Here is a 23,122-nt window from a genome sequence, read left to right on the forward strand (position 1 = left end):
GGGATTTGCATGGGGATAGAGGAATTAAATAGTCAAAAATCTGGTTTATTAAGTAGTATAAGTCATCAACAAGGGCAATTGGCTGAACTACAAATGAAACTAAGAAGGCTAATAACTGCTAAAGGGAAATTTGTAAATAATCTTGAAGCAATTAAACAAAATCAAGAGCAGTTTAAGTCCTTAGAAATAAACGAGAGTAGTTGGAAAGGGCAAAGAGCAACTACTTTTAAAGAAACATATGAACAACAAGTCATTTCGAATTTAGGGAAGTTTATCGGAGAACTAGGGAGAGTGCAAGAAGACATCGATCAAGCTATACGGCGGCTTGAAAGAGAAATCGCTACATGTGAGTCTAGTATTCTTTCTCTAAGTAGAAGTGTTTCAATGGTTGACGCTAGTATTCAAGTAGAAGTACAGAAGGCGGGGAAATGATAAATGGGGGAAATTAAATTAAATAAAGGGGTATTTGATGCGAAAGTAAGTGATTTGAAAAGTGGTGCTAGTGATTTAGGTAAGACTAAATTTAATGGTATGCAGTTACATCGTACGAATTTAAGTAAACTGAAAAAATATTGTGAAGCGATTGAAAAGTTATCGGAAAAAGTGCAGCAATATGAACAAATACTACAAAAGGATATTAGTAGAATTCAGCAAACAGGACAAGAAATGGTTCAGCAAGATGAAAAGCTTGGAAAAGATTTGAAAGACAGTTCAGCTCACCGTGCTATGTAAAGGGATAGGAGGGGGAAAATATGAGCAAAATCATAGAGTTACAAGAAGTAAAAGAACTGCAAGAGCGGTTTAATTCAAGTGCTGAAGAGTTAAATCAACATTTGGAAACATTGCAGCAAAAAATAGAGGACTTTACACAAATTAACTCTTTTCAAGGGAAAGCTGCTGATACTATTAAGAATCATTTATCTACAGTTCATGGAGCTGTTATCACTGGATTTACAGTTACAACGGAAATGTTAAAAAGTCAATTTCAAAAAGCAATAGAGGAGTTTAACAGTGAGGTTGACAGTGATGCAGATGCAAAAATTCATGGAAGTTATTTGGATGATGTAAAGAAAAAAGTTAATGGATATAGTGAGGGATTTAGCCACTCTAATGAAGAGGCGAAAAAAACAGTAGGTACGATTAGTGACATCGTCGCAATTCAATATCCATCATCATCAAGCATCACTGAAGGCGCTGTAAAAAGCCAAAAAGAAATCAGTGAGACATTAGAAAAATTAGAGACTTATAACAGTAAGCAAAGTGACCTGCAAGAGTTTGATGAATTAATGCGTAAGATAGATGAGGGAATGCAACAAATAAAAGTGAATAATGGAAATTTGTCTATCGCTGCAATAGGGAAGCTTATATCTAGCGTGGCAATTGGAAATATCATTAAGGTAATGGCAGATACAATGACCAAATTCGACATTAGTGTTAAGGGAACTAAGGCTCTTTTAGCTTCCTATATACGCATGCATTATGTTAAAAAGAATTATGCTTTAGACGTCCTTTTTGATCCTAAAGGTCGAAAAGGGAAAGGAGTATATGAACTATCGACATTAAAGAAAGAAGATTTGGTTAAAGTAGCAAAAATCCTTACAATGGATAATAATGATGATGTTTTAGTTCGATTTATCAAGAATAAATTAGAATTTGAATTTGGTGATTTAAAAACAACAAATGCACAAATAAAAAAAGCAAGAAAAACCATTTTAAAATTACCAGAGTTTCAAAGTTATCAAGATTTCCACGTTGATTGGGAGAAGAAAGGATTGCCTACTGCAATTGGGGAGAGAGGATTGAGTGCATTTAAGACTGCTTATGCAGACGGTTTAAAGGATTTACATCCTGGAAAATGGAAAGAAATGTTTAAAGGTATGGGGAAACCGGCCACAGTATTGAAAGGAGCAGGTATTTTTGGGGCTGTTGTGTCAGTCGGAGGGAATGTTGTAGACGCTACTAAAGATGATGGTTGGCAGTTACATGATGTAGCTGATATAGCAACAGATTCAGCTGTAGATATTGGAGCAAATGCTGGAGCGATGGCCGCTGGTGCTGTAGCAGGGTCGTTTTTCCTTCCGCCGCTTGGAACTGTGGTTGGAGCTGGTGTTGCCGTAGGACTTACATGGGCAATTAATAAAAAATGGTCTTTTTTAGGAGGAGAAGACAATGCAATTGATCTTGCTAAAAAAGGAGTTAAAAAAGTAACACACAAACTTGGATCTATATTTTGGTAATAAGACTACAAGAAAGGTGCATATAGGTAATGTGGAATATAAAAGAAGAAGATTTAGATAAATTTCGGATGACATGTAAACGTCGATTAAGTCCTGAAGGTGCTTTTGGATTTATGATAGGAACAATAGTGTTTGTTTCAGTAATGATGTTTTTTCTTATTGGTACTTTAGTAACGTTTGGTTGGGACTATTATACTACTTTCTTTGAGAAAACAATCGTTAGAATGGAACTTGTGTTATATAGCTTACAAATAATTTTTTTAATTCTATATTCATTTCCAAAAGCTCGATTTAAATTTCAAAAGTTACAAACATTTGTTGTATTATTATATGCATTTCAATTAGGTACGATATTATTCACGGCTCTAATTCTTCCTGGAATGTCTGATTATACAATTGATCGAATTACATTAGTATATGTAGGTTTCTTATTTTTTGGAGCAGTGATTGTTCATATTGTGACAACGATTGATACGTTTAAACAGGCAAGTGAAGGTGCGTTTAGTATGAATGAAAGATCCGCTTCCTTTTTTAGTAAAACAAAAGGAACTATGATGAAAGTTGCTTCAATATACGCATTAATCCTACTTATTTTGATTTATTTTCATAATGATTATGCGTTTGATACTTTTATTGGGTATGTAATAGGTACTGTTTTAATGTATACGATAGCCATTGGTGCAGCTGAATTTCAGCTATTAGCGTATTGTAGATTTAAATTCCCTTCATTTAACATATCGTGGGAGCAACATAAAAGAGAGACTCCAAGATATCAAAAGAAAAATAAAAAAGGTAAATCAAAACGTAAGGCGTAAAGGAAATGAGTATAGTAGGTTTAAATGTTCGCCATTTACTATAATGTGGAAGGAATATGAAAGAGAGCGTAAGTGACATTTGAAGAAACAAAAGAATATATAGCCAAGAGAAAGAATAGTAAAAGGAGTAGGTATTATGAAAATTCAATATAAAGCATTATCACTTTTAAATTTAATTAGTATTACTCAAATTGTAAAAAAAGAAGATTGGTTATTACCTGCTATCGCACTGAGAAATCAAGTTGTTCATAATGGAATATATGCTGTAGGTCCTGTTCTTTTTAAATATCAGCCATTGGAAAATGAACCAGAGTACGGTGAATATACGTATTCTGTTCCAGTAAATGAGCGTGTTAAATTGGGAGAGAATTCTGCATATGAATACGTTGATGGATTAATTATTGAAGAGGCATTAAGTGTTCGATTTACTGATGAAGATGGTGATATTGAGGAGGCTTATAATTTAATACATGAGTTTGCAGAACAGCATCATATCAAGTTAGATAATGGTTTTTATCACGTATGTTTAGACGTATACGGTGACATGTGGCTAGATATTTATGCTCCTATTAGAGAAGTAGGTGAAACAATAAAATGATAATTGAAGGACAAAGTATTGCATATACAAATGTTGTTTCGAAAGAGTACTATTTTCATTACGAAGATATGGAAGAAGCAATTGAACATTTTATGTCAGAAATTGCAACAGAGAATTTAACAGTAAAAGGTCCGATGTTTTATGCTTTGAAAAATATACCATCTGATGAAAATATGTACGTTGAATTATTCATGCCAGTGAATGAAGATAAAATTCCAGCATCAGAAACACTTCAATTTAGGAGCTATTATTATGTTGATGAGATGCTCATGAAACGATATACGGGAGATTATGAAAAATTAACAGAGCAGGTATATGGTGAAATGCTTCTGTATATGGAGGATAATAATCTGAATTTAGCCTCGCCAATTTATCATGTGTTTAGCGGTGATGAGTCTTTACAGTATGTTGAAGTGAAGATTGCTGTATTTAATGAAGAATAATATTTTAAGCTTGTGACTTTTAAAATATGGAAATATCATAAAAGAGATAGTTTTGAATAGGGTTTGGGGAAATGACATAAATAAAACCTTCTCTTCTTGTTAGAATGAGGAGGTTTTTTTATTCTAAAATCCATATGCAATTGATTGAATAGTTCGACATGAGATTTTTCAGTTGGGTCAATCTGTATGGGGAGTAGTTACGTTCTGCAGTTCGCTTTGTTCTTATTTTGAAAGGGAAAATTTATTCGAAAGTCAATTTGGAAAGAGGGAAAGGTATTATTTTGGATAAAAATCGGAATATTTCGGAAACAGAGAAAAGTTTTTTTGAAAGGACAATAGTATCTATCTATAAAGCGTTAGAATTTATAGTGAAATATACAATGATTCTAATAATAATAATTTCAATATTTGTGATAATTGCTGCTGTTTATTTTAAAATATATGAGGGTATAGGGGCAGGTGTATTTCTCTTAATCTCGTCATTATTTGCATATGTGGTGTTTTTTAAGAAAAGTAAAAATGCCTAAATTAATAGTGAAAATAAAATTAAAATTAAAAAGATTAACTATAATACGTTATTTCAAGAGGGAAAGTTTTGAATATGGCATGAATGTATAACAGTAAGAAAACCTTCTCTTTTTGTTAAAATGAGAAGGTTTTTATTTTTAATCTACATGATTTAAGTGAATGTGGTTAAAGGTGGGGCACTTGAATGTATAATATAAAAGAATATTCAGATAAATTACAGATGATATGTAAACATCGTTGGAGTCCTAAGGATGCTTTAGGATTTATGATAGGAACAATAAGGGAACGTAATGAAACTAAAAATGCCTAGAGAAACTGGTGACAGTATGAAGTTAAAGAGGAAAGCGAAGCAAGATTATGTGAATTATGAAAAGTCTTTTCATAATAATAAATCATTCTAAGGGAGCTGATTTGTTTTGAAGAATTGAAGATCAATTTGCAGCTAAGTTTAAAATGTGGCGGAGTAAGTTGAGTGAATCATAGACGCAAGAAAAAGAAACCGAAACAAATAAGAAAAGAAGCAGTTCAGATAAAACCGATAGTAGAAGAAAAACCACTAAAGAAGAGTAGCAACAAGTTGGTTGATATTCTCCTAGGTATTCTTCTTTTCCCAATTTTTATATGGGCTGTCTTGGAAGGTTCTACAACACAAGTAAGCAAAGGGAAGACTTTCCTTATTATCGTTTTCTTTCTCTTAATTACAATAGGGTTATCTATGATAGGAAACAAATAAGGGGGAGTTCAGATGTTTAAGAAGAAGGAGAAAAAAACATTTACGTTAGATTGGTAAACACACAAGGGGAAATCATTCGAGAGTTTAATTGTACAGAAAAAGACTTGCGAAAAGTAAAAGAAAATGGTACTGAAATTCGTTTGGTTGGAGATAACTCATATGAGATGGTAGCAACCGATGAACAACTAGAAAAATTAGCAAGAGCTGAAGCAGAAATTGAAGCGGAAATTAAGGCATGGGAAGACGCTTTAAATGAGAGTTTGGATGAACGCGAAGAAAGAGAAGCGAGACAGAAGGAATTGAAAGAAAAGAATAAATGGAGTACAAAGAAGAAAGTAATCGTATTTGGACTCATATTCTTTGTATTTATTGGATTACCTATTATCGAAGGGTATCAAAATAGTAAACTAGTTGAAGAAGGTACATCGTTACATGCAGAAATTGTAGGTAGGCACGTAGAGGAGGAATTTATATTTACACACCCCACACTAGTAGTTGAGGTAGATGGTAAAAAGCATAATGTATGGGTAAGTGAAGAGACATATAACGGAGCAGAGTGGTTAGGTAGACTAAAAGTCATCAAAACAAAAGATGGTAAAGTTGAGAAAGACCCTAGATATGAGGGTGAAGACTTAATTACGAGTTATTAAGCAGTATGTTTTTAGTATTCGCTTCTCTCAAATTAAATAACATTATTATTTGCAAAAATCGAATCCATTAAAATAAAAAACAAATTTTAAATAACTGTAATAACCTCCTAGCATATTGTCAATGGGAGGTTATCAACTTTCTGAAGATACAATTGTGATAACAGTAACGTTTTTACTAAGTGAGTGCAATTTCAGAGAAACAAAAATAGAGTATGAGGGATATGCTTAAGTGAAAGAGAGAAGAATATTTAGAGCTTTTGAGGAGAAAGAAGGCTATTTGTACTATCAAAAGCATTCGGATTATGTACGGTAATTAATATAGAGATAATATTATCTGAATATAGTTACACAAAGATGAATGTACTTAAAAAGTTAGGAATGTAATGGGATTTTAGTGAATGAAAATTATTTAAACTGTATAGAAGGTGAAAAGTCAGGATGTGGAATATAAAAGAGGAAGATTTAGAAGCATTTCGGATGACATGCAGAAGGCGTTTAAGTCTTGAAGGTGCGACGGGATTTATGCTCGGAACGATATTTTATACTTCATTATTTATAGTTATTATTTTTATAGGAGGAATAGATTATTATACTACCTTGTTTGATAAGGTAATTGTTAGGATTGAATTAGTGTTATATGGTTTGCAAGTAATGTTTTTAATTCTATATTTATTCCCTAAAGCTCGTTATAAATTTCAAAAATTACAAACGCTCGTTATATTATTATATGCATTTCAACTTGGAACTATCGGATGCACGTTATTTGTTCTTTCTGGAATGATTGAGCATTCAATTGATCTCAATACACGTGTTTATGTAGGTCTATTAGTATTAGGTGGAATTATTGTTCATATTGTGACAACAGTTGATACATTTAAACAAGCAAGCGAAGGTGCATTTAGTAGTGGGGACAAATCAGATTCGTTTTTTAGTAAAACAAAGGGACATGTTATACAAGGTGCTGTAATTTATGTGTTAATTCTTCTTGTTTTGATTTATATAAATAATAATTACTCATTAAACACAATGTTTGGTTATGTTATGTGTAATGTTGTTATGTATGCAGTAGCCATTGGAGCGGCAGAATTCCAACTATTGGCGTACTGTAGATTTAAATTCAAGTCATTTAATATGTCATGGGAAGAGAATGAGAGAATGCGAAAGCGAAATACAAAATCTAAAACGAAAAGTAAATAAGGGTGAAATGTATTACTTTCCAAAAAGGAACATAATGAACTTAAAAATGCCTAGAGAAATCAACGGGGTGTCAGTATGAAGTTAAAGAAGAAAGCCAAGATGATGATAGTTCTGTCAATAGTATCAAGTTTATTAAGTGGATGTGGTTTTGGGGAGACGAAGATAGAGTATGAGAGATTAGTAAAGGCATTGGATGAAGGTGATATGAAGACGGTTATGTCTGCGAGTGATGATGGATATGCATATGTGAAAGAAGAGGTTAGGGATAGCACGTTTGGGGCGGAAAATGATAATCGCATTAGCGTTGTATATCAAACAACAGGAGGAGTATACAATATTAAAGAAAAAAAGTTCTATGGAACAACTTTGCAAGAAATTGCTAGTTCATTAAATAGTGAGCAAAAAAAAGAAGAGATTGTATATAGAACTAGTATTAAATATGAAGATAATCAATCAAAAAGTCCAGATCAAAATTTGGATGTTTCGAATGTTCGATTTATATTTAATAGATTAAAGGGAATAGATAGTTTAAGACCAAAAAAAGATAAAAAAAGATTTAGTGAGTCATCCAAGGTAACATATTACTTAACTGAATCGGAATTTCAAGAAATAATTAATAATAAGTTAAAGGTGGACTACGATAAATTTGATGAAGCAATATTATTAATGGAATTTAGTTCGGCGAAAGATTCAAAAGAAAATCCAATGGAATTCACTACAATAAGCATCACAATGGGATATGAAAAAAAGAATAAAGAAGGCCGATTAATAAGGCATGATCAAAAAATAGCAATCTATTTAAATACTAAAGAAGATAACGATAAAGCTTCTAAAACCCGATATGAGGAGTATAAAAAACAATATTTGAATAATAAGTAATGTATAAAATAAGGGGAAAGGTGTAGTTATGGCATGAGTAAGAGGTTAGTTAAAAAAATAGTTATTGTAATGACAGTAACGTTTTTACTAAGAGCGTGCAGTTTCGGGGAAAAAATAGAGTATGAGAGATTAGTAAAGGCATTGGATGAAGGTGATATGAAAACGGTTATGTCTGCGAGTGATGATGGATATGCATATGTGAAAGAAGAGACTAGCGACAGTACTTATGAAGAAAAAGAAGATGGTGAACATAGCAGGATAATATATCAAACAACCCATGGAGTATATAATGTGAAAGAAGACGACTTATATGGGAAAACAACTCAAAAGGTTGTTACTGATATAAAAAATGATAAAAACGTTGGTAGTAATCAAAATTACAAAAAAGAAACGGTCTATAGTACAAATTTAAAAAATGAAAAATCCCGTTCAGTAGCCCAGGATCAAGCTATGAATGTTTCATATGTAAAATTAATGTTTAGAGGATTAAATGAACTTAGTAAATTGAAACCGAGTGAAGATACAAAAAGATCTAGTGAACCGAGCATAATAAGCTATGATTTAACTGAATTGCAGTTTAAAAACATCATGAATGATAAGTTAAATTTAAAATATGATAAATTTGATTCTGCAATATTGATGATTGAATTTAATACGCCTAATAATACAAAAGAAAATCAAATGAGAATAACACAAATAACAATATCGGTAAATTATGAAGAAAAAAAAGAAGATAAGCTTATAAAACGCAATCAAGAGATTTCAACATATTATCATACCAGGGAAGATAATAATCAAAGTTCCAAAAAAGAATATGTAAATTATGAAAAAGAGTATATAAATCAAAAATAATATATTTTAATTGAATTTTGAGAACGATAAATGTTGTGAAGATATGAGTAAAGGGGTAGTAAAAAATAGTTATTGTGATAACAGTTATGTTTTACTGAGCGCGTATAGTTTTGGTAAATCAAAATAGAGTATGAGAGTCTAATAAAGGCATTGGATGAAGGTGACAAGAAGACGGTTATACTTAATTGAAAGAAGAATATTTGGAACTTTTGAGGAAAAAGAACACTACTTGAACCATCAAAAGGCATTCTGATTAGATGATTATGGTAAGAAATATGGTAATAATATACCTAAAAGATTATGTGAATTTAGTTGTACAAAGATTTATGTACTTAAAAATGTTAAGAATGTAATGGGATTTTAGTGAATGAAAATTATTTAAACTGTATAGAAGGTGAAAAACTGAATGTGGAACATAAAAGAAGAAGATTTAGACAAGTTTCGAATGACATGTCAAGGTCGTTTAAGTTCTGAAGGTGCTGCGGGTTTTATGTTTGGAACAATATTTTATATTTCAATATTTTATATTTCAATATTTATGTTTATTATTTTTGTAGGGGATTTGAATTACTACAATATTTTTTTGACAGAACTATTGTTAAAACTGAAATTGTGTTATTTAGTATTCAAATTATATTTTTAATTATATATCTATTTCCGAAAGCATGTTTTAAATTTCAAAAGTTACAAACGCTCGTTATATTATTATATGCGTTTCAGCTTGGAACGATATTATTTGTAGTTTCGATTGTCTCTGAAATGGCTGACAATTCAACTGGTAGGATGTATACTGGGCTACTATTTGTAGGGGCAGTTATTATTCATATTGTAGCAACGCTAGATACATTTAAACAAGCAAGTGAAGGTGCGTTTAGTAGTGGTGAAAGATCCACCTCTTTTTTTAGTAAGACAAAAGGAGCTATGATTAAGGGGGCTATAATATATGTATTAATACTACTTATTTTGATGTATTTTCAAAATGATTATTCAATTGATTTTTTTGTTATGTATGGAGTAGGAACTGTTTTAATGTATGCGGTTGCAATTGGAGCGGCAGAATTCCAACTATTGGCGTACTGTAGATTTAAATTCAAGTCATTTAATATGTCATGGGCAGAGAATGAGAGAATGCGTGGGAGAATTTGAAAACAAAATAAGAAATTCAAAATGAAAAATAAATAATATATTAATAGAATTTTAGTGTTTGAAAAATAATTGAAACGTATAGAAGGTGAAGAGCCAGGATGTGGAATATAAAAGAAGAAGATTTAGATAAGTTTAGGATGACATGTAATGATCGTTTAAGTCCTGAGGGTGCTATGGTTTTCTTTATTGGAGGGATAGTTTATACTTCAGTATTTATGTTTTTTATTTTTATGGGGGGGGTGGATTATTATCATACTTATTTTGATAAAACAATTGTTAAAACTGAAATTGTTTTATATAGCTTACAATTCATCTTTTTAATTCTATATTCATTTCCAAAAGCACGTTATAAATTTCAAAAGTTCCAAACGCTCGTTGTATTATTATATGCATTTCAATTAGGTACAATAACATTTACAGCGTTAGTTCTTCCTGGGATATCTGATTATTCAATTGACCGAATGACTTTAATTTGTGTAGGGTTATTATTTGTAGGAGCAGCTATCGTTCATATTGTGACAACAATTGATACATTTAAACAAGCGAGTGAAGGTGCGTTTAGTAAGGATGAAAGATCCATCTCATTTTTTAGTAAAAGAAAAGGAGATGTGATGAAGTGGGCTACAATATATGCGCTAATCCTGTTTATTTTGATATATTTTCATAATGGTTATGGAATTGATGTTTTAGTTCTTTATGCGGTAGGTATTGTTTTACTGTATACAGTAGCCATTGGAGCGGCAGAATTCCAACTATTGGTGTACTGTAGATTTAAATTCAAGTCATTTAATATGTCATGGGAAGAGAATGAGAGAATGCGAGGGAGAATTCGAAAGCGAAATACAAAATCCAAATCGAAAAGTAAATAAGAGTGAAATAGAATTGAAGTAAATGGAAATTATTTAAACTGTATAGAAGGTGAAATGTCAAGGTGTGGAATATAAAAGAAGAAGATTTAGATAAGTTTCGAATGACATGTAATGATCGTTTAAGTCCTGAAGGGGCTACGGGTTTTATGTTTGGAGGAATACTTTATAGTTCAATAGCCGTTTTTTCTATTATTGTATCAGGTGGTTGGGAGTACTGTATGGTTCTCCTTAACATAGGGGTTGTTAAGCTAGAGGTGTTGGCATATGCTCTGCAAGTAATTTTTTTCGTGCTATATTTATTTCCAAAAGCACAATTTAAATTTCAAAAGCTACAAACAATTGTTGTAATATTAAATGCATTTCAAATGGCACTATATTACTTACAGTTTTAGTTGTTTCTGAAATAGCTAATAATTCAATGGATCGTATTACGTTGAATTATGTATGTTTGCTATATTTAGGAGCGGTAATTTTCCATATTGTAACAACAATAGATACATTTAAATTGGCAAGTGAAGGTGCGTTTAGTATGGATGAGAGGTCTGCTTCTTTCTTTAGTAAAACAAAAGGAAAGATGATGAAGTGGGCTACACTATACGCATTAATCCTTCTTATTTTGATTTATTTTCATAATGATTATGCGTTTGATACTTTTATTGGATATGTAATAGGTACTGTTTTAATGTATACGATAGCAATCGGAGCAGCTGAATTTCAGCTATTAGCATATTGCAGGTTTAAATTTCCGTCATTTAATAAAACGTGGGAGCAACATAAAAGAGAAACTCCAAGATATCAAAAGAAAAATAAAAAAAGTAAATCGAAACGTAAGGCATAAAGAAAGTGTGTATTGTAAGTTTTGATGATAGAAAAGTAATTATTTACAGGAGAGTATTTTAACTTTTAAAAGAAAATTTAATTATGTAAGGTGATTAAAGTGATTAGAAGGTTATCTGATCGAAAGTGTAGAGAGAGTAGTGTGATGATGAAATGAACAAAAAAAGGGTTTTTAAAATGATTAGTATCATAATAACAATCAGCCTACTACAAGCATGTAGTTTTTTTGAAGAAAAGATAGAGTATGAGCCATTTGTTAAGGCATTGGATGAAGGTGATATGAAGACGGTTATGTCTGCGAGTGATGATGGGTATGCTTTTGTGGAACAAAGAGGTATTTATAGTACGTTTGAGCAAAAAGAAGATGGAGAGCACAGTAAGACAATTCGTCAAACTACGGAAGGTGTATATAATACAAAAGATAAAAGTTTATATGGAGAGGCGATACAAACAGTTGCGACTGATATAGAAAAAGACAAGGGAAAAAGGACAAATGAGAATTATAAAAAAGAAACTATTTATAGTACTCATGTTAAGTATGAAAATGGACAGGTGAAAAGTTCGGATTCAAATCTAGATGTTTCATACGTAAACTTAATTGTAGATCGTTTAAAAGGGATAGGGAAACTAAAGATGAAGCCCGGGGATGATATAAAAAAGTTTGATCAGCCTAATTCAGTAGGATATCGACTAACTGAATCCGAATTCCAAAGTATTATTAATGATAAGTTAAAAATTAACTATGATGAATATGATGGATCAACAATTTCACTTAGTTTTGACTCTGCAAAAAATCCAAAACAGATATTACAATTAAGTATTGATATAGATTATAAGAAAAAGAATGGGGATGGAAAATTAGTAGAAAATATGTTCCAAATTATAACTTATTTTAATAGGAAACAGGATAATAACAAAGATGCGAAACAGGAATATATTGATTTTAAAGCACAGTATAATAAGACGCAGTAATATTTAGAAGGGCATTTGCACGTAAAGATAATAGCGACATAGGTGTGATAAATGTTTCATAAATATAGTGGAAAGAATTTGAGGGTAAACGCCCCAATTGCTGGAGTAGATGCAACAATTGGGGCGTTTATCTGTCTAAAATTAGCTTGAATACATGACATGTTTTAGTTAGGGGCATGGCTTTACAAGTAGTTTCTTCATAATAACGGTGTGAAGTTTTTGTGTAATCGGCTTTTATTGCTAAGTTACAACTATTTCCTCTTATAGAGTACCTCTTATTATCGATACATCGTCCACATCCCGATGTCATTAAACCCTAGTCGTTTATAAATTCGTCCAGCAGCTGGATTGTTATAAAATAAACAAAGTGTTCGGCCTTCTTTCGTAAAGTCTTGAATCATTTTTTGTAATATGAGTGAAGCGTAGCCATTTCCGCGATAATTCGGGTGTGTACATACACCAACTACCATAGCGGATAATGAATTTTCAGCGGAAGTAGAGGCGGATGCGATGATCACGCCATCTTTTTCAATATAGTATGTGCGTCCTGTATTTGTTTCGATAGCCTGCCTTAATATTTTCTCTGATTCATTAGTAGTCGGAAATTCAGCGATGTCACTTCGTAATTTCATAATTCGTTCTATATCATCGAGTGAGGCAAGTTTAATTGTTTCATAAATTGGTGTGTTAGGTAAGTTGTTGTCATTTAGACATTCGCAAAAATACATTTCATTTTTGGCGCCTAGTTGTACACTTGGAGCAGTTTCAAATCTTTCTACAATAGTTGACTTGCCAGAGAGTTTAAGTGGCTTATATGCGGAAAGAAGTGCCTCATAATCAGTGGTAACAAAGTCTTCTTTACTATATGGTATAAATGAATCGTGGAATCGGAGTAAAATTGATTTTAATGTTCCATTCTCTTTAAATACTCCCCATAGTTCTTGAAAATCTGTGTCATAACCGAAAGCTTCAATATCTCCAATAATAAACAAGTTAAGGGCTGCTTCTTCTTTTAGGTAAGCGAATACTTGTTCATGATCTTTCTTTGTTAATTTTCGCATCATAATGAATCGAACTCTTTTTTATTTTTCTAAATATTACAACTTAAGTTTTTTGAAATCAATATAAAATTTTATGTTTAGTTCACAAACTTTCGGAAAAACTAGGAAAGATATGACAAAGGAGGTTATGAACGGTGGATCATCCAATTCAAGGGTTAATGAAAGCAGCAATGGAAAATTTAAAAGAAATGGTTGATGTAAATACGATTGTTGGAGAGCCTGTTCAAACGGCTGACGGTGGTGTGGTGTTAACGGTTTCTAAAGTAGCGTTCGGTTTTGGAGCAGGAGGTTCTGATTTCCAAACGAATGATGGACAAAGAGCGAACGGTAACGCTGCATTTGGTGGCGGTAGCGCGGGTGGTGTTTCTATTACACCAGTAGCATTTCTTGTGGTGAATAAAGATGGAGTAAATATTCTTCATCTACAAAATGCGACACATTTAGCAGAAAAAATGATTGAATTAGCTCCACAAACAATTGATAAAATTCAATCGATGTTCCAAAAAGAAGAAAAGAAAGAGGGAAATCATCATCCTCAAAACCCTGATGAAATCCTTTAAAAACGCCTGCTTATGAGCAGGCGTTTTTTCTTGTAATCACTATGTAATAAAACACATGAAATTGTAAATAGTTTTTGAAGTTTTTTCTATGTTTCTAAAATTTTTCATGTTAAAATATGCTATAGAATTGAAACATATAAAACGAAGGTGGCTAGGTGCTTTGTCTGGAGGATCTGACCAAGTAAAGAATATGATATATATTAATGGTAATCGTCGAGGTCATTGTTTTATTACATCAGGAATTACGTTTAAAGAGTTTGCGAGTAACATCCCTTCACCGCTTCATCAAGTGTTGCTTTTGAAGCACAACTTCGAATGGACGGATTTTCATTATCATACTTTATTTGAATATGTTGAGGAAGAAAATATACATAAGTTAATTCAAGCAGAGATTGATGAATTTGATGAATTTTGTTGGGTAGATTTTGATGATGCAAGCGATTTAGATGAATTAGAGCCGAAAGAAATTGCAGAATTATTATATTTGGCTCACAAAAAAGAACCACTTGCAAGAACATTCTTTCCGCTGTTGAAAAATAGATTTGTTTATTTTTCACATGATGACGGATGGTACAACAAAGTGTATTATCGTAGAATTGCTGATTTTGTAGGAATGTTAAGTAAAGTCATTCCGTATAAACTCGGTGCTTTCGGTAAGAAACGTTTTTCTTTCTTCCAAAAATCAAAAATTTTCCCAGCGATTTCAAAAGAATTGATTATGGGACTTATTCCACTAATGGAAGATGGTCTTTACATAGATCTAGCAGGGAAGATTGAGTCAAGAAGAGGTCTTGAAATTCCGGTATATGTAGTTGGTTCGTATGAAAGTACGGATGAGGTGTTAGATAATATCGATGAATTGAAAGAGGAAGCAACAGAAACAGGTTGGCTCATTTTTGATAAGAAAGAACAAGAGTGGCAATGGGTTGTTGACTAAGAAAACTTGGCGTATGAAGTCAAGTTTTCTTGTCATTTGAAAGGAGTACAAATGAAGAAATATTATACAATTGTGGGTATTATAAGTATTATTCTCGTGGCAATATTACTTATAACTTGTCCGAAAGAATCAGATTTTAAAGTGTATGTACAGGATAAGTATGCGTTGAATTGTAACGAGAGTAGTTTTGAATGCACGCAAAATGTAGATGGTAAAAAAGAAAAACTACAATTTGAAAGTACAGATGCACGAAATGGTGTATTCTTTATGACTGTAAAGCAAACATTTAAAACAGAAGCTGGTGTTTCAAAAGAATATAGCGGAGTAGGAATGTTTGGTACATTTCTTTTTGTTTCAGAGAAGACTTTCTAGTAATAGAAGGTCTTTTTTTTATGCTTATGTTCATATAGATGAAGTAAGACAAGCATAGGAGGGATAGCGATGAAGAATACATGTATCGTTTGCGGTGGTGAGGAGTTTTTTTCCTCAACGTTATATGCACGTACGAAACAAGATTGGGCATATGCGCCAAACATGTACCGTTTTGAAAAGGTTTTTATTGAGCATAGGGATGAAGAAAATTATCCAGTGTTTCAAGAAATTACAGCGAAACATTGCTGTGGATGCGGTCATATTATGTTGTATCACGAATGAACACACCAAGTATAACTTGGTGTGTTTTTTTAAAACGCTGACAAAGCAAGGGGATAAAGTAAAGTAAATAAAACAGAAAAACTACCAAAACCAATTGCTGTATATCCAAGTGTTCTTGCTCCGAAATTGACAGCTAATAGGCCAACTAAAATTGCTAGGGAGCCGAGCGTAACTGGATAAAAAGCAATGGAGAATAACGAAAGAAATAAAGCGACATAGCCTACCATTGCGCCGGTATTTGTACCTTCTATTTCATTTGCAATTTCTTTACGCTTATGTCTAATTGGAATGCCAGCTGGTGATATTTCAGCAGCATACTCTTCGTTTTTTTCACCACTTTTAAAATGATGATTTCTCTTTCTTCGCATGTACATCCCTCTCTTTCAATTGGGTGTATCTATAGTATCTTTCAAAATGAGAAGAGCATGAGTATGAGTTAAACCCAAGTAAAGCAAAAAATGGAGAATACGTATTCCATCGTTAACATATCCATCTCCTATTGAAGATAGAGTGTGGGATTTTTTTCACTAGGACTGATTATCAGCCAGCAACAATTGGATTTTTATTAGCAGTTCTCTCCCATTAACTGGTCCGCATCCATTGAATTTTGAGGTAGGTGTCTTACTACAAGCGGGATAAAACAGGAATTTTGGAAAATGATGTAGAATGAAATGAGTGATAAAGCGTGAAGGTAGGGGAATGTATGACGAAATTTAATTGGCATGAATCAGCAGAAAAGAAATGGGATAGTAGTGCAGAGTTTTGGAATCAAAATAGTCAAGAGATGTGGGACAGCGGGAGTAGGAGCACAATTATTCCGTTTTTTGAACAATACGTGAAGAAAGAAGCACTAGTGCTCGATGTTGGTTGTGGTGATGGGTACGGTACATATAAATTAAGTCGCGCAGGCTATAAAGCAGTGGGAGTAGATTTATCGGAAGTGATGATTCAAAAAGGTAAGGAGCGCGGGGAAGGACCAAATTTATCTTTTATAAAAGGAGATCTTTCTGCATTACCATTTGAAAATGAGCAATTTGAATCAATTATGGCAATTAATTCTTTAGAATGGACGGAAGAGCCATTACGAGCGTTAAATGAAATAAAGCGTGTGTTAAAGAAAGATGGATATGCATGTATTGCAATTTTAGGACCGACAGCAAAGCCACGAGAGAATAGTTATCCTCGCTTGTACGGAAAAGACGTTGTTTGTAATACAATGATGCCTTGGGAATTTGAACAGTTAGCGAAAGAACAAGGTTTTAAAGTTGTAGATGGCATCGGCGTATATAAGCGCGGAGTAAATGAGAAGATGTTAGGTCAACTACCTACAGAGTTGCAACAATCGTTAACATTCTTATGGGTATTTATGTTAAAAAACGTATAAAGAAATGAAAGAATTTTTAGGAGGTAAATAAGTGCAGAAAATACAAAAAACTGATACAATATCATCAGAACCAATTAAAGGGGGACTAGGGTATATGACAACTACTACAACAGTGAAATCCGATATTGAAATCGCACAAGAAGCGAGTATGAAGAAGATTCAAGAAATTGCAGCTGATTTAAATATTTTAGAAGATGAATTAGAGCCATACGGGCATTATAAAGGTAAGTTATCTCTTGATATTTTTAAGCGCTTACAAGATGAGAAAGACGGTAAAGTTGTTTTAGTAACAGCAATTAACCCAACTCCAGCTGGAGAAGGTAAATCAACAGTAACAGTTGGTTTAGGTCAAGCTTTTAACATAATTGGTAAGAAAACAGTAATTGCACTTCGTGAACCATCTCTTGGACCGACGATGGGATTAAAAGGTGGAGCAGCAGGTGGCGGTTTTTCACAAGTCGTACCAATGGAAGACATTAACCTTCACTTTACTGGAGATATCCATGCGATCACAACTGCCAATAACGCATTAGCAGCGTTTATTGATAATCATATCCAACAAGGAAACCCACTTGGAATTGATACACGTAAAATTGTTTGGAAACGCTGTGTTGACTTAAATGATCGTGCCCTTCGTAACGTAGTAATTGGTCTTGGTGGACCTGTACAAGGTGTACCACGTGAAGACGGTTTTGACATTACAGTAGCATCTGAAATTATGGCCGTGTTCTGCCTTGCAACAGATATTCAAGACTTAAAAGCACGTCTATCTCGCATCGTAGTTGCTTATAACTTTGCAAATCAACCTGTAACGGTTAAAGATTTAGGTGTAGAAGGTGCGTTAACACTATTATTAAAAGACGCATTAAAGCCGAACTTAGTACAAACGTTAGAAAATACACCAGCTATCATTCATGGCGGACCATTTGCGAATATCGCTCACGGTTGTAACAGTGTTATCGCTACAACAATGGCAGCAAAATTAGGTGATTATGTTATTACAGAAGCTGGATTCGGTGCTGATTTAGGCGCTGAGAAGTTTTTAGATATTAAAGCTCGTGCAGCTGGCATTAAACCAGAAGCAGTTGTTATTGTTGCGACGATTCGTGCGCTTAAAATGCATGGTGGCGTTGCAAAAGATCAATTAAAAGAAGAAAATGTAGATGCATTAGCAAAAGGTATGGAAAACTTACAGAAGCATGTTGAAACAATTCAAAGCTTCGGTGTGCCTTTCGTAATTGCAATTAATAAATTCATTACAGATACAGATGCAGAAGTTACATACTTACAAGAGTGGTGTAATGAGCGTGGCTATGCAGTATCCTTAACAGAAGTTTGGGAGAAAGGTGGCCAAGGCGGAGTTGACCTTGCTGAAAAAGTACTAAAAGAAATCGAAAAAGGTGAAAACAACTACGCACCACTTTATGAATTAGAATTACCATTAGAAGAAAAAATTCGTACAATTGCTCAAAAGGTATATGGCGCAAAAGATATTGAATTTGCTCCGAAAGCACGTAAGCAATTAGCTCAATATGAAGGAGAAGGTTGGAGTAACCTACCAGTTTGTATGGCGAAAACACAATACTCTCTTTCTGACGATGCAACAAAATTAGGTCGTCCATCTGACTTTATCGTTACAATTCGTGAGTTAAAACCATCTATCGGTGCAGGCTTTATCGTTGCGTTAACAGGTACAATGTTAACAATGCCAGGTCTTCCAAAACAGCCAGCAGCACTTCAAATGGATGTAAATGAAGATGGAAAAGCAGTAGGTTTATTCTAAAAGGTTGTAATTCATCTCGTTTATCTGTAAACTATATATACATCAAGTGGCGCCTTTCCATCGAAAGGCGCCTGTTTTTTGGAGGAAATTATGTTTGATCCAACTGCTTTTGACAATTTAAAAGTAATCGTAGAAGGTGCTGTGTATGATTTTGATCTACATGGAGATATTCTTGTAACAGATCGAAAAGATATGATGGATCTTGCTTCATTAAGTCGTATATATCATATCTCATTTCAATTAACAGAACCGTTTGAACCATTAGTAGAAGCAACATTTTCATTATCTGTGGATGCAAAGAACTTGTCTGGTGAAATACTAGAAGTGCCTCAGTTTACACCAGGTTGTGAGATGAAGCTAGCATTTTCATTCCCGTTAGAACAACCAGAAGTAAAATGTGAAGAAATTGAAACATTAATGCGTTCTATATGGGGAAAAGAAAGAATGATTATGCAGAAAGTTTCATACGAATATAATAAGCAAGCGATTTCATATCATAATAAGGTAGAGGTTCTATTTCAAAAAGCGATTACAGAAGACCATGTTGATGATTTAATAGCTGTTATTTCACACATGATAGAAACGGTGCGAACAATACAGCATTTTCTTCAAAAATAGAGATAAAGGAGAAAAACAAATGATAAAAGATATGCAACCATTTTTACAACAAGCTTGGGAGAAGGCTGGTTTTAAAGAGTTAACTGAAATTCAAAAACAAGCGATTCCAACTATTTTAGAAGGACAAGACGTTATAGCTGAATCTCCAACTGGAACAGGAAAAACATTAGCGTACTTATTACCCCTTTTACATAAAATTAATCCTGAAGTAAAACAGCCACAAGTTGTTGTTTTAGCGCCAACACGTGAACTTGTAATGCAAATTCATGAAGAGGTTCAAAAGTTTACAGCAGGAACTGAAATTTCAGGTGCATCTTTAATTGGTGGTGCAGATATTAAGCGCCAAGTTGAAAAATTAAAGAAACACCCAAGAGTAATTGTCGGTTCACCAGGCCGTATTTTAGAATTAATTCGTATGAAAAAGCTAAAAATGCATGAAGTAAAAACAATTGTATTTGATGAGTTTGATCAAATTGTAAAGCAAAAAATGATGGGCGCAGTGCAAGATGTAATTAAATCAACGATGCGCGATCGTCAATTAGTATTCTTCTCGGCGACAATGACAAAAGCGGCAGAAGATGCGGCACGTGATTTAGCAGTGGAACCACAATTAGTACGTGTAACACGTGCAGAATCAAAAAGCTTAGTTGAGCATACGTATATCATTTGTGAGCGACGCGAAAAAAATGATTACGTAAGAAGAATTATGCATATGGGCGATGTAAAAGCAGTTGCGTTCTTAAACGACCCATTCCGTTTAGATGAAATTACTGAGAAATTGAAATTCCGTAAAATGAAAGCAGCAGCTCTTCATGCAGAAGCAAGTAAACAAGAGCGTGAAGCGACAATGCGTGCTTTCCGCGGAGGGAAAGTAGAAATTCTACTTGCTACTGATATTGCAGCACGTGGTATCGACATTGACGATTTAACACATGTAATTCACTTAGAATTACCAGACACAGTAGACCAATATATTCACCGCTCAGGACGTACTGGACGTATGGGTAAAGAAGGAACTGTCGTGTCTCTTGTAACACCACAAGAAGAGCGTAAATTACTGCAATTTGCGAAAAAACTAGGCATTGTATTTACGAAGCAAGAAATGTTCAAGGGATCATTCGTAGAAACGAAACCGAAAGCACCAAAGAAAAAGAAACCAGCATTTACTGGGAAGAAAAAGCCTAGATAAATGATGGAGAAGGCGTAACTATTTGTAGTTACGTCTTTTTTGTTTGTAAACAAGTGATAATGGGAATTGTATTAGTGTTTTTAATGTGCCTATCATATATATGCTTCTACTGGGAGTATCGAAAAAAGGGTAGTTTATTTATTTGGTTTATACGAGGAAATAATATAAAAAAGTCGAATATTAAAATGATGCGAAATAATAAAAAGAAGGTACATATATGGATAGGAAATTAGGAATGTTTTTGAATACGAAATATATTGAAGTAAACGAAGGAATACAAAAAGCAAGGGAATGGGATTTAGAATATATTCAATTATATGCTATGAATCCGACTTTCAACTTAGCTAACATCTCAAAGATACAATGGAATACATTAAAAGAAAACTTATCTTTTAATGAGATTCAAGTCCCGTCATTAGCAATTAGCTTCGGAGAAAATGGAATAATAGGAACTGAAGCTGAATGTGTAATAGAGAGTTTTAAATATATTACTGATAAAGGGTTAAGGTTAGGAGCTAACATAGTAACAGCCCATATTGGGAAAATCCCTGAGGATGAAAATAGTGAGTACTATGATAAAATGCTACGTGTTTGTAATGAAATAGGGGACTTAGCGTTCAGATTTGGAGGATTCTTCGCCATTGAGACGGGATCTGAAAAAGCAATAGTATTAAAACGATTTTTAGAAACTGCAAACTCGAAAGGACTAGCTGTTAACTTTGACCCAGCAAATTTAATAAGTGATGTAAATGAAAATCCGGGAGAAGGTTTATTACTATTAAAAGATTATATAGTACAAACTCATATTAAAGATTGTAAAGAAGTGAAAAGTGATCGTTCAACTAAGTATATAGAAGTCGCAGCAGGGAATGGTGAAGTAGATTTCGATATATTCTTCAAAGTATTAGATAAAATTGGATTCGACGGATATAACATGATTGAAAGAAATGATTATTTTGATGAACTGGATGGGATGAGTCAGTCGATAAATTTTGCAAAGAAGTACATACCAACTCAAAAGGAATAACGATAGTATTTGTAGAAAGCTACATAGAATATAAAAACCATTAGGGGGAAATGTAATGATCCATAAAGTAGGACAAATTATGTTATATGTAAATAATCAAGATGAGGCAGTAAATTTTTGGACGGAAAAGGTAGGGTTTCATGTAGTTGCAGAGGAAGATAATAAGCAAGGAATGAGATGGATTGAAATCGCTCCGAAAAGCGGTGCAGAAACGAGCATTATATTACATAATAAAGAAGTTATTTCTAAAATGAGCCCAGAATTGAATCTTGGTACACCGTCCCTAATGTTCTTCTCAGAAAATCTTGATCAATTATATACAGATTTAACAAATAAAAATGTTACTGTTGGAGAAATGGTAACTATGCCTTCTGGTAAAGTGTTTAACTTTGCTGATAGTGAAGGGAATTATTTTGCGGTTATGGAGAAGAACCAATAATAATATTGCTATGTGAAAATCCCCCTCAAATATATTTGAGGGGGATTAAATTTTTGAAGTGGATTTTTCATTAGAGAGTTGTTTAATAAAAAATACTCCTTTTTCAATAGCTGTCTCAATATAGCCAACGATTTGGTCAAACGTAAATACTTGTAAGTCTTCATGCAAATGTTGCTTTGGATATAACATATCTTCAAAAAGATACTTTCGAAATTCTAAAACGTTTTCTTTAGAAACCTCTTCAATATCCACAATGTGAGCCTCTTGATTGAGAAGAGAGAAAAGCTGTTGTTCTTGATCGTAATGATGAAGCAACTTTGCATTTAACAATTTAAAATCGTTATAGTACAGGGGTGCGATAGTTTCGTCATTCTCTATTCTATTTTTTAGCCAAGGTAGAAAAAATCCACTTAGCCAATTATCATCGGCAATGAGGTGGGTATAATAGCCTAAAATAAATGGGGAATCTATATGTGATTCATATTTATGAAAAAATGAATCATAATCTATTCTTCTCGTATAGTTCTTCGTTGTACCGGCATAAAAATGTGAGGTTCCTTTTTCTTTTTTTGAATGAACAGCATCAGGGGCTACAGCTCCAAGTAAGAAAGAAGTCTTATCGTGAATTGATAGTTTCTCAGCAATACCACTAGCGATAATAACATGCATAATTCGTGATCCCATGAATGCCACCTCTGTTTCCAGTATTCATTT

28 protein-coding genes and 2 pseudogenes are annotated in these 23,122 nt (G+C 33.2%); 27 read left to right on the plus strand and 3 right to left on the minus strand.

The annotated features are described in order from the left end of the window. Nucleotides 1-9 precede the first annotated feature (9 nt). From BAQ53_RS09840 to BAQ53_RS09915, 17 genes and pseudogenes are all read left to right on the plus strand, one after another. Nucleotides 10-432 carry a YwqH-like family protein gene (locus BAQ53_RS09840; protein ID WP_000510565.1) on the plus strand — a complete coding sequence of 141 codons (423 nt, stop codon included), beginning with the start codon at nt 10-12 and terminating at the stop codon, nt 430-432. Nucleotides 433-435: 3 nt separating this feature from the next. Then, complete coding sequence (locus tag BAQ53_RS09845; protein ID WP_000503885.1) at nt 436-732, plus strand: TIGR04197 family type VII secretion effector; 297 nt, start codon at nt 436-438, stop codon at nt 730-732. 20 nt (nt 733-752) lie between these two features. Further along, entirely contained in the window at nt 753-2,237 is a 1,485-nt protein-coding gene (locus BAQ53_RS09850) for a T7SS effector LXG polymorphic toxin (protein WP_000034623.1), read from the plus strand. Nucleotides 2,238-2,266: 29 nt separating this feature from the next. Next, entirely contained in the window at nt 2,267-3,052 is a 786-nt protein-coding gene (locus BAQ53_RS09855) for a hypothetical protein (RefSeq protein WP_000267115.1), read from the plus strand. A 136-nt stretch (nt 3,053-3,188) separates the two neighbouring features. Further along, nucleotides 3,189-3,650: a DUF5085 family protein gene (locus BAQ53_RS09860; protein ID WP_000701786.1), complete on the plus strand. Its 462-nt coding sequence runs from the start codon at nt 3,189-3,191 to the stop codon at nt 3,648-3,650. Beyond that, a complete protein-coding gene (locus BAQ53_RS09865) occupies nt 3,647-4,093 on the plus strand; it encodes a DUF5085 family protein (RefSeq protein WP_000582719.1) in 447 nt (148 codons plus the stop codon). Before BAQ53_RS09860 ends, BAQ53_RS09865 begins: the two co-directional genes overlap by 4 nt. A gap of 281 nt (nt 4,094-4,374) precedes the next feature. Continuing rightward, nucleotides 4,375-4,620, plus strand: coding sequence for a hypothetical protein (locus BAQ53_RS26445; protein ID WP_097856355.1), 246 nt, complete (start codon nt 4,375-4,377; stop codon nt 4,618-4,620). A 473-nt stretch (nt 4,621-5,093) separates the two neighbouring features. Beyond that, nucleotides 5,094-5,354 carry a hypothetical protein gene (locus tag BAQ53_RS09870; RefSeq protein WP_208906816.1) on the plus strand — a complete coding sequence of 87 codons (261 nt, stop codon included), beginning with the start codon at nt 5,094-5,096 and terminating at the stop codon, nt 5,352-5,354. A 104-nt stretch (nt 5,355-5,458) separates the two neighbouring features. Further along, complete coding sequence (locus tag BAQ53_RS09875; protein ID WP_208906817.1) at nt 5,459-6,004, plus strand: hypothetical protein; 546 nt, start codon at nt 5,459-5,461, stop codon at nt 6,002-6,004. 438 nt (nt 6,005-6,442) lie between these two features. Further along, nucleotides 6,443-7,201, plus strand: coding sequence for a hypothetical protein (locus BAQ53_RS09880; RefSeq protein ID WP_208906818.1), 759 nt, complete (start codon nt 6,443-6,445; stop codon nt 7,199-7,201). 75 nt (nt 7,202-7,276) lie between these two features. Continuing rightward, on the plus strand, nt 7,277-8,080 hold the full coding sequence (locus tag BAQ53_RS09885; protein WP_000768465.1) for a DUF3952 domain-containing protein: 804 nt from the start codon (nt 7,277-7,279) through the stop codon (nt 8,078-8,080). A 33-nt stretch (nt 8,081-8,113) separates the two neighbouring features. Beyond that, entirely contained in the window at nt 8,114-8,932 is an 819-nt protein-coding gene (locus BAQ53_RS09890) for a DUF3952 domain-containing protein (RefSeq protein WP_208906819.1), read from the plus strand. Nucleotides 8,933-9,073: 141 nt separating this feature from the next. Then, the gene (locus tag BAQ53_RS26215) at nt 9,074-9,121 is read left to right on the plus strand and encodes a hypothetical protein (RefSeq protein ID WP_229163603.1); all 48 of its coding nucleotides are present in this window, start codon (nt 9,074-9,076) and stop codon (nt 9,119-9,121) included. Nucleotides 9,122-9,338: 217 nt separating this feature from the next. Continuing rightward, nucleotides 9,339-10,078: pseudogene (locus tag BAQ53_RS09900) on the plus strand (hypothetical protein). Nucleotides 10,079-10,176: 98 nt separating this feature from the next. Beyond that, a complete protein-coding gene (locus BAQ53_RS09905; RefSeq protein WP_000267119.1) occupies nt 10,177-10,947 on the plus strand; it encodes a hypothetical protein in 771 nt (256 codons plus the stop codon). 62 nt (nt 10,948-11,009) lie between these two features. After that, nucleotides 11,010-11,785: pseudogene (locus BAQ53_RS09910) on the plus strand (hypothetical protein). Nucleotides 11,786-11,961: 176 nt separating this feature from the next. Then, the gene (locus BAQ53_RS09915; RefSeq protein WP_000623464.1) at nt 11,962-12,756 is read left to right on the plus strand and encodes a DUF3952 domain-containing protein; all 795 of its coding nucleotides are present in this window, start codon (nt 11,962-11,964) and stop codon (nt 12,754-12,756) included. A gap of 278 nt (nt 12,757-13,034) precedes the next feature. On the opposite strand, the gene BAQ53_RS09920 is transcribed toward BAQ53_RS09915, so the two are convergent. Further along, complete coding sequence (locus tag BAQ53_RS09920; protein WP_000984751.1) at nt 13,035-13,820, minus strand: GNAT family N-acetyltransferase; 786 nt, start codon at nt 13,818-13,820, stop codon at nt 13,035-13,037. Nucleotides 13,821-13,951: 131 nt separating this feature from the next. On the opposite strand from BAQ53_RS09920, the gene ytfJ reads away from it, so the two are divergent. The 4 genes from ytfJ to BAQ53_RS09940 all read left to right on the plus strand — a co-directional run bounded on the left by ytfJ (nt 13,952) and on the right by BAQ53_RS09940 (nt 15,968). Further along, nucleotides 13,952-14,377 carry a GerW family sporulation protein gene (gene ytfJ / locus BAQ53_RS09925; RefSeq protein ID WP_000349986.1) on the plus strand — a complete coding sequence of 142 codons (426 nt, stop codon included), beginning with the start codon at nt 13,952-13,954 and terminating at the stop codon, nt 14,375-14,377. A gap of 160 nt (nt 14,378-14,537) precedes the next feature. Beyond that, on the plus strand, nt 14,538-15,314 hold the full coding sequence (locus tag BAQ53_RS09930; protein WP_000014087.1) for an oxalate:formate antiporter: 777 nt from the start codon (nt 14,538-14,540) through the stop codon (nt 15,312-15,314). Nucleotides 15,315-15,365: 51 nt separating this feature from the next. Continuing rightward, nucleotides 15,366-15,686, plus strand: coding sequence for a hypothetical protein (locus tag BAQ53_RS09935; RefSeq protein WP_000761174.1), 321 nt, complete (start codon nt 15,366-15,368; stop codon nt 15,684-15,686). A 69-nt stretch (nt 15,687-15,755) separates the two neighbouring features. Next, a complete protein-coding gene (locus tag BAQ53_RS09940; protein ID WP_000798747.1) occupies nt 15,756-15,968 on the plus strand; it encodes a hypothetical protein in 213 nt (70 codons plus the stop codon). Nucleotides 15,969-15,997: 29 nt separating this feature from the next. Here the strand turns inward: BAQ53_RS09940 and BAQ53_RS09945 are convergent, their stop codons facing one another. After that, complete coding sequence (locus tag BAQ53_RS09945) at nt 15,998-16,336, minus strand: hypothetical protein (RefSeq protein ID WP_001253201.1); 339 nt, start codon at nt 16,334-16,336, stop codon at nt 15,998-16,000. A gap of 335 nt (nt 16,337-16,671) precedes the next feature. On the opposite strand from BAQ53_RS09945, the gene BAQ53_RS09950 reads away from it, so the two are divergent. From BAQ53_RS09950 to BAQ53_RS09975, 6 genes are all read left to right on the plus strand, one after another. Further along, nucleotides 16,672-17,352: a class I SAM-dependent methyltransferase gene (locus tag BAQ53_RS09950; RefSeq protein ID WP_000160041.1), complete on the plus strand. Its 681-nt coding sequence runs from the start codon at nt 16,672-16,674 to the stop codon at nt 17,350-17,352. A gap of 94 nt (nt 17,353-17,446) precedes the next feature. Continuing rightward, nucleotides 17,447-19,135, plus strand: coding sequence for a formate--tetrahydrofolate ligase (locus tag BAQ53_RS09955; RefSeq protein ID WP_347876355.1), 1,689 nt, complete (start codon nt 17,447-17,449; stop codon nt 19,133-19,135). 90 nt (nt 19,136-19,225) lie between these two features. Next, nucleotides 19,226-19,753, plus strand: a complete 528-nt coding sequence (locus tag BAQ53_RS09960; RefSeq protein ID WP_000460219.1) for a hypothetical protein — start codon at nt 19,226-19,228, stop codon at nt 19,751-19,753. 19 nt (nt 19,754-19,772) lie between these two features. Further along, a complete protein-coding gene (locus BAQ53_RS09965) occupies nt 19,773-20,942 on the plus strand; it encodes a DEAD/DEAH box helicase (protein ID WP_000588614.1) in 1,170 nt (389 codons plus the stop codon). A gap of 217 nt (nt 20,943-21,159) precedes the next feature. Then, on the plus strand, nt 21,160-21,969 hold the full coding sequence (locus BAQ53_RS09970) for a sugar phosphate isomerase/epimerase family protein (RefSeq protein WP_000375222.1): 810 nt from the start codon (nt 21,160-21,162) through the stop codon (nt 21,967-21,969). 55 nt (nt 21,970-22,024) lie between these two features. After that, entirely contained in the window at nt 22,025-22,408 is a 384-nt protein-coding gene (locus BAQ53_RS09975; protein WP_000581467.1) for a VOC family protein, read from the plus strand. 45 nt (nt 22,409-22,453) lie between these two features. Here the strand turns inward: BAQ53_RS09975 and BAQ53_RS09980 are convergent, their stop codons facing one another. Then, nucleotides 22,454-23,092, minus strand: a complete 639-nt coding sequence (locus BAQ53_RS09980; RefSeq protein WP_000535631.1) for a zinc dependent phospholipase C family protein — start codon at nt 23,090-23,092, stop codon at nt 22,454-22,456. Nucleotides 23,093-23,122 lie beyond the last annotated feature (30 nt).

The organism is Bacillus sp. B25(2016b), from assembly GCF_001679765.1.
In the GTDB taxonomy this organism is placed as follows: Bacteria; Bacillota; Bacilli; order Bacillales; family Bacillaceae_G; genus Bacillus_A; species Bacillus_A thuringiensis_K.